Consider the following 9,497-nt stretch of genomic DNA (forward strand, 5'->3'; position numbering starts at 1 on the left):
TGAAGTGGGGATAAGTAAGAAAAGGAAGATAGTGTAAAAGCTACCTTCCTTTATTTTTTACTATTTCAAAGGAGTAAGTTCCTTATATTCCCGATGAAGGAATGGTAAAAAGGTGGAATAAAATTTTATATTAAAAAAATAAATTACAAATCAACAAAGCATATCGTTCTGCACACTACGACACATCTATAGCTTCAATCTTTTATTATATCAGATAGTTTTACTCCTAACAGATCCGTTAATTTCACCGCCTGAAAAGTCATGTGTGCCACACTACTCTCATATAGAATCCCGATTGTTTCTTCATCAATCATTGTCAGACAACTATATCCCCAACCTTATGCTTCGTTGAGCATGATTTCATGTTCGGGCAACCAGGTAAGACCTTTATCCAGACTTGCTTTTATTGTTATATGGTTACGTCCTTTAGTCGTATTTGGATTTGAAAACAGCAAGAGATCTTTATTTAACATGTTCTATTGGTAAATAGAAACATAGCAATAAAAATATTAAATTTATAGTAGGCAATTATAACATTTAAGCGATTACCACTATACTCTCAGAAACTAAAGTTACAAAAATTTATTGTATAATACAAGGAATTTATACTGCAACAGGAAAAATATATGATTGAAAAATAAGAAAACTAAGTATTGCGACAAACAGAAGAGATGGCGAGAGATTGTTAAAAAGTAATATCTTTAAAACCGTTAATACCTGATGTCCTCCACTATGATAATTAATTTAATCGAAAAAAATGCTCAAATAACATGCACAAAAATATAGGTTGGAAATTTTTCAGACAGAAACGGAGTTGTGGTTACCAGCATTAGGTTTCAAGAGTACAATTCATCAGGATCTTATCAACCATAAACAACTTTCCGCCCCTTGTTATGGTATCAATAAACAAAAGATTCAGTGGAAAATGGAGTTGGAGAATGCAGGACTGTTTTTTACAGTTACTTCCAAACAACTAAAACAAGATGACGCCCAATTAGTTTTTAAGACTTTAACATGTATGCCGAATTGCCTTAACTGAAGTATGTTATAGATCGTTGATTGCAGTTCAGATTCAATGCAATCATATACGTATTATATTATAGTTGTTTCCAATCAAGTAAATGCCGTTATAGTCTTTCTTAATTCGGTTAGCGTTAAATATATTTGTCTCTCTACGGTATGAACAGAGATTCCCATTATGACAGCTATCTCCTTATGGCTTTTTCCATGAAAACGACTGAGTTCAAATATTCTTCTTCTGCGATCGGGAATTGCAGCCAATGCAGAATAGATAATCCCAAGCATCTCCCGATAATGAAATCTTTCGAAAAAATCATAGTCTATCTGTGAGGAAACTGATTTCACCATATGATATTCCATGTATTCCTGTCTGACCTGCTCATGCTTGTATATGTTCAATGCGATATTCCTTGTCATAATCAAAAGATATGAGTCAAACTCCCTTTCATTGTCCAACCAAATATTCTGTCTTTCCCAAAGTCTGGCAAAAACCTCCTGGGCGACATCCTCTGCATCAGGTTCGGATTTCAGCAAGACATAAGCAAAATATTTTACTTTGGAATAATTGTTTTTGAATAACCTGGAAAAATGATCAACAGTCTCCACTTCTTCATTGTCAGCTATCATTACAATACAAAATTTAAGAAATAAAAATATCAAAAAAATACGGAACTCTCCTTTTGAATCCCGTATTTTCTTAGTTACACTCAATGTACAGTGTTATTACTTAAAATATTCAAAGAGAATTACGATGTCAATTAATAGCAACCGGTTCATCCAATTCTTTGAAACGGACATTAGTTTCTCCATTCTTTCCATTGCCGGAAGCATCTTTAATGTAAGGAACACCATCTTCTTGGGTCAAATCTCTTCCATTCAGTTTGTAATAAGCGAACAAACCGTCTGATGCGGGATCTACAGAAAGCATATTTTGTTTAATCTGATTTTCCGTACGAGCCACACTCCATAATCTGACTTCACTCATATATCCATTGAAAGGACGTTCTCCCCACATAAAGTCTTTTACTTTTCCGACAAAACATCCGCCGTTTGACAAATCGAAACTTGGAGTATCCCAACTGCTTTCAGAGGCTTTTTCTCCATTAATATAGAGTATAGCCTTTCCCGAAGGTTGATCATAAGTAAATGCAACATGATACCATTGACCGGTTTTAAATTCCTGTTCAGAATGGAATTGCTTATTTCCGGCAATCTGCATCCAGTCATTGTGTCCGCCTGGCAAAGCTTCGTCACCTATACGGAGGATCAGAATACCTTCCGTTCCCATAATCGTGTTATTAGAATTAAAACGATTTAAATAGATCAAAGCTTCATAAGTAACCGATGTGAACGGAGTAAGCGGACTTACCGGTATCTTGATATAATTGCTGGAGAACTGACCTACAGTCCGTATTTCTACCGGTTTGCTGATGACGAGATAAGTGAAATCCGAACCTTCGATGACAGGCAAAGAAGATGACCGCACACATACAGGCAACAGATAAGTTTTTCCTTCAGCAATATCTGCCATACCACTGAGTTTTACAGTGGTCTGCGGAGCGTATATCTTTCCGGCTTCAATAGTGGCCGATGTAACTTCCAGACTTGCCTGAGAAGGGTCGAGCAGTTCATAAGTTGTACCATGTGCGGCATTGAAAGCTTCTACCGCACTTGCTCCTCCTATTTCATAAGTTACCTCTGTCGGCGAGGAACTTTTGAAAGAAAGTCTCGCCTGCAAATCATGGGTAATGACATCATCACCCGAGGCTTTAATAGTAACACTGTTTTCTTCAAAGTATACTTTGGTTTCCAGCAAGTCACTTTCACTGTCATTGCAACCGAAAAGCAATGCTCCAATGGCAAAACCTGCTATGTATTTTAATCGAATCTTATTCATGATAATCTTTAATCTAATTTTTTACTTCAGTGGTTATTCTCCTTCTGTATTTTCCCCGTTCTGAGCGGCTTTCCATTCATTGAATACCTGTTGATTAATTTGTATTGCCTGGCGCATCCACTTATAATCCGGAGTATTACCATAATCATTGTCAAAACGATAGGCTCCTACCCCACCTTTGTAAGTGGTGCCGTTTTCAGGCATCCACCGGGCTTGGTTCAACAACTGCCCACCACTTGTTGCGCTAGACTCAAAGTTTTCTGTAATAATCAACTTTTTCAAATTACCACTCTGTGGCCTATAATTTGGGCTGGAATTTCCATATGACTGTGTAATCCAATAATCTATATATTCATCAAGCTCAGGACCAAAATGATTGATATATCCATCAATAACCAATAATTTATGTCCCTTTCCCTCCGGGTCGCTTTTCGGACCGATGTAATTACCCATTTCTTTTATTAGAAACTCCATGTTAGAATACCCATTATAACCTCTATACGTCAATGTATTATCTGCATCATTAAATCCGCCGGTCGGTTCCCAGTCAATATCAAAACCGTCCCATTCACTTACAAACAAAGAATCGCAAAGCGCTTTAGCGTATTTGGCCAATGCCTCTTTCATGTCGGCACCTTCAGGATTTCCGGAGGTATACCCCCAAAACTTCCAACGTGCTTTTTTTCTTTCTTCGTTCAGTTTACTCTCATTCCACCCTTCTTCTTCGGCCTGCTTCTCCACTTCCTCATAGACCCAGTCGGGAGTCCTTCCTTTACCCAAATGAGAAAGCAGACTTACTTCCAGCAATTTAATGCCTTTTACTTTCTGAACAAACTCTTTATCCTTTTTCTGTGCTTCCGTAATTTCATATCTTCCCGGAGCACCACTCCACATGGATATGATATCCATACTGTCGGGAACAGAAGTCAGATACCCCTTCCTTATCACACCGGATGGTGCCCAGTTGGAAAACCATCCGAAAGCCACAGGACGGCCATAGTTTCTGGCTGTTTCCTTATACGCCCGGAGTTCGGCATAATAAGCTTCACTCTCTTCATTGTCCATTGTATTGAAACCGCCAATATGTTCAATTTCCATTTTCTCTACATCCGTACAAGATGCAAATATTATTCCCGCTACGGGAATCGCATATAATAGTTTTTTCAGTACTTTCATAATACAACATTTTAATAAATTGTTTATTTGCAATCCCACCACAATCTTGAAGTTGCCTTATCTGTTTTATCTTTCAATTTACTTATAGCATCTTCATAGTTGGCTCTATCCTCTGCAGATTGGGAGAAACTTATCGGATAAACCATACGGCGAATACCTCCCTCTTTGGTTATACCACTTGCAGACCCTCTGTTCTCCTGCACTTGATGCAACTTAGGATATCCTGTCCTTCTCCACTCAGTCCATGCTTCCTGCCCGTTGGGATAAAGGGCAATCCATTTTTGAATCATGATCTTTTCCAGTTTTTCTTCCTGGCTTCCTTCAAAAGCTGGAGTGGCTGTAGTAGGTTCTGAAGCCCAATAACTATTCTTAGGAGATTGAACCCGTACAAATACAGGTGCGCCTGCTCCTGTTATATAAGAATCTACACTTGTAGAGACTCCGTTTTCGTCAAACGACATCTGAATGCCTTGTTTATACAGTGCTTCGGCATCACCAAACTCCGGCCATTCCAAAGCGGCTTCAGCGCGTAAGAAATACATTTCCGATGCACGCATCCAATAAGTCGGTGTGCTTCCCGTCATATTAGGCTGAGAGCAATCGGTGTATTCTCCCTTACCCATAGTATGTCCGGGAGGCACAGGGGCATACCAATTGCCATCAAATCCCGACAGTGAATTCTCCTGTTTGATACTTGTAAAATATTTGCTCATGCGCGGATCTTTATAGCCTTGCAGATAAGCATACATACTTGTACCCATACGGCACTCCTGATAGTTGCTTGCCAAATAAGCAATGTTATTGTCAAACGCATAATTGGCATTCGGACTGATCTTAGCCTCATCATCTTTCGCAGTCATCACTCCTACGCTATGATTCAAGGCTTCATGCGCCCATTGTTTGGCCATATCGGGAGCACAATATTTCAAACGCATAGCCAGACGCAACATCAGTGAATTGGCATACTTTACCCACTTAACCGGATCTCCTGCGTACACCAGGTCAAAATCTTCCATCACTTTGGCACCTGAATTTGCCAGTGAAGTCAACTCAGTTATAGCGCTTTTCAAATCATTGAACATGGCGGTATACACTTCCTGTTCAGCGTCATACGGCACAACAAGCAAGCCTTCGCCTGCATGTGTATAAGGGATCGGACCGAATGTCTCAAGCGCCTTGTGCCAGCAGGATATTTTCAAAATCTGTGCTAAAGCATAATTTGCCATATTTCCCGTTTCTTCTGCATTTTCTTTTATTTTTTTCCAGGAAGCATATGCCTTGGTATAAGTACTGGTATAGGTAGACGATGTCCAATCATCCTGTAAATAGTAGGTCAGATGGTTACTTCCGCTATACCAATTGTTGTTCTGGCTAAAATATCCGCTCCAGACATCTGCAGAAACATTAAATGATGTCTGATATTCGTTAATGATATCTGTTTTATTTGCAGGGGTACCCACCGGAAAAACTTGTCTGGCAAGGCTCATAATAGAACCACCTACAGCCACACCATCCCGGTTCGCCTCCTCATCAGTCACTTCATAGGGATTGGTGTTAACCTCCTCATAATCGCAAGATGCCCAACAAGGCAATATGCAAAAAGCTACCAAAAGCTTATATTGATTTATCTTTTTCATTGTTGCATTATAATTTTAATTTAATACCAAAGCCGAAACTTCTGACACTTGGTTGCATAAAGTAATCGTTACCTTGACCATAAGTTCCTATAGACGGAGTCAACTCCGGATCGAAAGGAGCTTCGCAATAAAGCATCCACGGATTGTTTGCAGTGAATGAAACTGTTACATCTTTCAACACATTCTTAAACCATGAGTTGGGGAATGTATAGCTCAACGTCAGTTCCTGCAGACGAATATTGGTTGCACTGTACACATAATAACCTGAAGTATGATAATCTCCGGTTCCAATCATTTTGTAATACTTCTCTGCATCTACACGTCCTTGTCCGGGCAATAAAGCACCGCCTAAATCACGAGCTTCACCGGAAGCTTTAGAAACACCGAAGCGGTCAAGAATAGCCTCTGTAGAAGAAGTTACTACACCTCCGAAACGTCCGTTGATCAGGAAGCTCAATCCGAAACCTTTGTAAGAAAATGAGTTGTTCCATCCCATATTGAATTTGGGTGCAACCTGACCTAAATAAACAGGGTCCGTATTTTCCATTCCATAAGAACCGTCTTCCTTGATTTCAACAAATCCCTGACTGTCTTTCTTAAAGAATCGATCTGCATAAATGTCGTGTATACTGCCACCTACTTTCAATAAAGTACGTCCATTATCTTTTCTTACTTCCGGTATGTTGATTGGCTCTGAAGTAATGTCTGTATGGAAGTTTTCGACCATTTCTTTGATTTCATTAATATTACGCGAGAAAGTCAGACTGGAAGAAAGACTGAAATCACCGAATTTGTCATTATACCCCAAAGAGGCTTCCCAACCGCGGTTCTGAACATTACCTGCTTGCAGATAAATCTGTTTGTAACCGGTAGACTCGGGCAGATCACCCAAGAAAGTCTGATTGTAAGTGTTAGACTTATAATAAGTAACTTCCGCACTCAACTTATTCCATAAACGAAGACTTAAACCAAATTCGTAAGAACGGGTACGTTCTGCCTTGAAATCTGTAAAAGGATAAATCATATCTTCTTTAAGCGCTCCTCCTTCAATGGGCACGGTTACAGTACCCGGAGTCAGACCTGATCTGGAGACCGGTGAACCTACCTCTGTATAAGAACCGCGAACTTTCAAATATGAAATGAAATCGGGTAAATCAAACATTTCGGTAACAATGGCAGAAAGACCGACTGAAGGATAGAAGAACGATTCTTCGTCTGTATTCACCAAACGTGAATTCCAGTCATTACGTCCGGTCAAAGTCAAATACAACATACTCTTGTAGCCAAGTTCTAAGTTGGCGAAAAGCGCATTATTGCGGACACGGCTGTCACCTTCACCTTCAATGACACGCGCTTTGCTGGCATTGATGTTTCCTGCTGTAAATTTATTGGGGATTAATGCCAACGGACCTCTATAACCGCTCAATTCTGCCCAGTAATTGGAATAACTGTAACCTAAATTGGCAGAAAGGCTGAAATCTTTGATTTGTTTGTTGATATTCACCATGAAATCCGCATATTCCTGGCGGTCTTTATAATGGTTGTATTCATAAAGGCCTTTTTTGGAACCTTCAGTGAATACATCATAAGAAGAGGCATATATTTTCCGCTCAAAATCAATGTATGAATCATCCATACGATAACGGGCAGCAACATTCAACCAATCGAAAATTTTATAAGTCAGACCTACATTGAACATATAACGGTTTTTTTCGCTGGGAGCAACATTACGGTAGGCTGTCCAATATGGATTCTGAGAAGCATAAGTACCTTCACTTATAGGCCAATATTGCTCTGAAATGTTACGTGCCGAATTTTCACGTTCAAAAATTCTGATAGCATCCCAACTTTCCCCACGCGGGAACAAATAGGCTGCCATAACAGGATTCCAGTATTGTCCTTGCGAAACCATATTTTGGTCCGTCTGTTTGACATAAGATGCTCCTAAATCCAACTGCAATTTATCTTCCAAAAATGTAGATGTATTGCGAATTGTAAAATTCAAGCGGTCATATTCATTGTTTGGGACAATTCCTCTTGAATTAGTAGAAGATATAGAAGCAAAAGTCTGGTTTTGCTTAGTACCGGTGGTTAATGTCAATGAATTAATAAAGTTTGTTCCAGTATTAAAAAAATCATTTTTAGGATCATATGTACTTGGAGTAGTCATTCTGTCCCCCCAACTTTCATATATGCCATCCTTGTTTCTGTAATTGGTCTGGAACTCCGGAGTCATATACGCCTTGCTGAATTCGGTAGAAGAAGAAAACGATATTGAAAGCTTTCCTTCCTTACCTTTTTTAGTAGTAATCAAAATAACTCCGTTTGCTGCACTACTACCATAAAGGGCAGCAGCTGAAGGACCACTTAATACAGAAATACTCTCTATATCCTCTGGATTAAAGTCTGCAATACCTTCAGTAGTAGCCCTGCCTTCTCCCAAAACATCACTTCCACTGCCCAAAGTGGTGTTGAATAGGGGGATACCATCCACTACATACAATGCACTGTTATCGCCTTCAATTGATTTGGCACCACGCATAACAACACGTGCAGAACCTCCGGCACCACTCGCGCTTTTATTAATAGTCACCCCTGCTATTTTACCGTTAAGCGAGTTTACAAAATTAGCATCTTTTGTACGTACTAACTCTTCTGATTTAACTTGTTGCACATTATAACTCAACGCCTTTTCCGCACGTTTAATACCTAAAGCAGTAACTACAACTTCGTCCAAAGCCTGGGTATCTTCACTTAAAGTAATATTCAAAGGATTTGCATTGGCTACTGTCACCGATTGTGTGGCATAACCAATATAAGAGAACTCAAGAACATCACCGGCAGAAACTTTTAAGGAGAACTTTCCGTCCAGGTCAGTTACCGTACCGTTAGTGGTACCTTTCACTAAAACACTTACACCAATCAGAGGCTCCCCTTTGGCATCCTTTACCGTACCGGAAGCACTGATTACATTGTCTTGCACTTGACTGACGGTATGAAAGTCGGATGCATACAAGCTCCTACCACCTGCCAGCAATAACAAGCTAAAAAGCAGGCAGAAGCCCTTGCGATTCAGATTTGTTTTCATTTGATTAAAAATTTAAATTAAAGTACTTTCTTGACAAAGAGCAAATAGAATTGTTTACACGTGTAGTTCTTATATTGTACTTAAAGCAAGAATTTGCAGATTTTCAAAGTGTTAAGCTTTGTTTTATTAGATGTGTGTATTTCCATATTTAGGTTCTTTTTAAGGTTTACGATGCAAATATACATATTATATGCAATTTTGCAATAAAATAATTGTTAAATTTTTATTTGATGCATATCTTATACAATTTAATGAATTATACGTACAATATATATTATTATTCATATACATTAATATTAAATGATTCATAAATAAGCAAAACTAGCTTACGAATAGAAACTTATACATCAATTTACATCTTGATTAACGCCAATTTAGACACTGTGCCTTCCTTATAAATAAAGATATTCAGTAATTCACCTTTCAATTTGCGATTACCCTATTACTACTATTATTCCAATATTTCAGTCACCTTATATATATATCATTATCTATACATACTATTAAAATGTTACATCACTTTCATATTTTGCATAATTCCATAAAATTTCCAATAATATCCAACTTTTGCATACCATAAACATTTGATCTGCTAAAAACATTTTAAACAGCTTCTACATAGGCTAACGTGAGTTCGACATAAAATCAAAAGATAGTAAGTTGCCCGTCATTGATAAAG

General features: G+C 38.5%; 6 protein-coding genes and 1 pseudogene. 1 reads left to right on the plus strand and 6 read right to left on the minus strand.

The annotated features are described in order from the left end of the window. Nucleotides 1-194 precede the first annotated feature (194 nt). Nucleotides 195-476: pseudogene (locus ACT8YW_RS20095) on the minus strand (sialidase); the annotation flags it as partial. Between the two features lie 338 nt (nt 477-814). On the opposite strand from ACT8YW_RS20095, the gene ACT8YW_RS20100 reads away from it, so the two are divergent. Further along, the gene (locus ACT8YW_RS20100; RefSeq protein ID WP_444106937.1) at nt 815-1,039 is read left to right on the plus strand and encodes a glycosyl hydrolase 2 galactose-binding domain-containing protein; all 225 of its coding nucleotides are present in this window, start codon (nt 815-817) and stop codon (nt 1,037-1,039) included. A gap of 74 nt (nt 1,040-1,113) precedes the next feature. Here the strand turns inward: ACT8YW_RS20100 and ACT8YW_RS20105 are convergent, their stop codons facing one another. The 5 genes from ACT8YW_RS20105 to ACT8YW_RS20125 form a co-directional block, all read right to left on the minus strand. Next, complete coding sequence (locus ACT8YW_RS20105; protein ID WP_444106932.1) at nt 1,114-1,647, minus strand: RNA polymerase sigma-70 factor; 534 nt, start codon at nt 1,645-1,647, stop codon at nt 1,114-1,116. A 127-nt stretch (nt 1,648-1,774) separates the two neighbouring features. After that, nucleotides 1,775-2,917 (minus strand): DUF1735 and LamG domain-containing protein, encoded by a 1,143-nt coding sequence (locus ACT8YW_RS20110; RefSeq protein WP_444106933.1) that lies wholly within the window; start codon nt 2,915-2,917, stop codon nt 1,775-1,777. Nucleotides 2,918-2,950: 33 nt separating this feature from the next. Beyond that, nucleotides 2,951-4,093 carry a glycoside hydrolase family 18 gene (locus ACT8YW_RS20115; RefSeq protein WP_444106934.1) on the minus strand — a complete coding sequence of 381 codons (1,143 nt, stop codon included), beginning with the start codon at nt 4,091-4,093 and terminating at the stop codon, nt 2,951-2,953. 23 nt (nt 4,094-4,116) lie between these two features. Continuing rightward, nucleotides 4,117-5,730 (minus strand): SusD/RagB family nutrient-binding outer membrane lipoprotein, encoded by a 1,614-nt coding sequence (locus ACT8YW_RS20120; RefSeq protein WP_444106935.1) that lies wholly within the window; start codon nt 5,728-5,730, stop codon nt 4,117-4,119. Between the two features lie 7 nt (nt 5,731-5,737). Next, nucleotides 5,738-8,818 (minus strand): SusC/RagA family TonB-linked outer membrane protein, encoded by a 3,081-nt coding sequence (locus ACT8YW_RS20125; RefSeq protein WP_444106936.1) that lies wholly within the window; start codon nt 8,816-8,818, stop codon nt 5,738-5,740. Nucleotides 8,819-9,497: the final 679 nt, after the last annotated feature.

The organism is Bacteroides sp. (assembly GCF_052357945.1).
Taxonomy (GTDB): domain Bacteria; phylum Bacteroidota; class Bacteroidia; order Bacteroidales; family Bacteroidaceae; genus Bacteroides.